The sequence below is a fragment of the Noviherbaspirillum album genome, assembly GCF_035916955.1.
GTDB lineage: Bacteria > Pseudomonadota > Gammaproteobacteria > Burkholderiales > Burkholderiaceae_D > Noviherbaspirillum > Noviherbaspirillum album.
The window spans coordinates 1-868 of sequence record NZ_JAWIIV010000129.1 but is presented as its reverse complement, the minus strand read 5'-3'; the positions used below and the strand labels follow the sequence as shown (position 1 = coordinate 868).

The following is an 868-nucleotide window of genomic DNA, read 5'->3' as shown; positions in this document are numbered from 1 at the left end:
CTAGAGCGTGTTATGAACTAAGGAAGTAGCGTTCAGTCAATGTTGGGGATGAATGCACGCAAACCCTACCCAACTGATGTACAGGACGAAGAATGGTACTTCGTGGCGCCGTACCTTACCTTGCTACCGATGGACGCTGCGCAGCGGGAACATTCGATGCGAGAGGTATTCAATGCGCTACGCTGGCTGGTGAGAAGTGGCTCTCCCTGGCGCCTGTTGCCGCATGATTTTCCTCCGTGGTACACGGTCTACCAACAAACCCAGCGTTGGATCAAGGCGGGCTGTTTCGAAACCATCGCTCAAGACCTGAGGTCGCTTTTGCGCCTGGCATCAGGACGCGAACCCGCGCCCACGGCAACGATTCTTGATAGCAGAACGCTGCAGTCAACCCCTGAAAGTGGTGCGCGCGCTGGCTACGATGGTGCCAAGCGCCGTAAGGGCTCCAAAGTTCATATTGCTGTCGATACGTTGGGACATTTGCTGGCATTGTATGTGACTCCCGCCAATGAGCAGGATCGCGACCAAGTGGCTAAGCTGGCGCAGAGCGTGCAGGAAGTCACCGGGCTCAATGTCGATATTGCCTATGTCGATCAAGGCTATACCGGAGAAGCCGCCCAAGAGCAGGCGCAAGACTTCTGTATGCAACTCGTTGTGGTCAAGCATACCGAGGCGAAGAAGGGCTTTGTACTCCTGCCTCGGCGCTGGGTCGTCGAACGCAGCTTTGCTTGGGCAGCGCGGTTCAGACGTCTGGCCAAGGACTATGAGCGCGTAGCACAAACACTCGCCGGTTTGCACTTCGTAGCCTTCGTCTGCCTCATGCTGACTAAGACACTCAACACCTTCGGTCTTAGTTCATAACACGTTCTAG

At 55.5% G+C, this 868-nt stretch carries 1 protein-coding gene; it reads left to right on the top strand.

The window, feature by feature from the left end; all coding sequences use genetic code 11:
• The first annotated feature begins 48 nt into the window (after positions 1–48).
• A complete protein-coding gene (locus RY831_RS33030; protein WP_326510508.1) occupies positions 49–858 on the top strand; it encodes an IS5 family transposase in 810 nt (269 codons plus the stop codon).
• Positions 859–868: the final 10 nt, after the last annotated feature.

Bases quoted from the DNA above. Each gene is read 5' to 3' on its own strand.
- RY831_RS33030 (WP_326510508.1), top strand. From the start codon at position 49: ATGAATGCACGCAAACCCTACCCAACTGATGTACAGGACGAAGAATGG.